Source organism: Bradyrhizobium sp. 25ACV, assembly GCF_054863005.1.
In genome coordinates, this window is sequence record NZ_JAVAYO010000142.1 from 1 (window position 1) to 262 (window position 262).

General features: G+C 62.2%; 1 pseudogene. It reads right to left on the bottom strand.

Annotated elements, in window-relative coordinates:
• Positions 1 to 262: pseudogene (locus tag RAD04_RS38900) on the bottom strand (cyclic peptide transporter); the annotation flags it as partial.

The window sequence follows — 262 nt, forward strand, 5'->3', positions numbered from 1 at the left end:
GCCGACGATAAACACGATATCGCCTTGCTTGATGCTCAGGTTGATCGGCCCCAGGTGGAACGGCGCGCTACCCTCGACCGCCGGCGGGCTGTAGCTCACATTGCGCAGCTCCAGGCTGTTGACCATCGGTTTGGGCGCCTCGCTGTCGTCCATCAGCAGGTGCGGCTCGGGCGACGAGAAACGCTCGGACAATTCACTGATACGGCCAAAGGCGATCTTCGCCTTGCCCACCACCGGCAGGTAACCCAGCAGATGTTCCAGG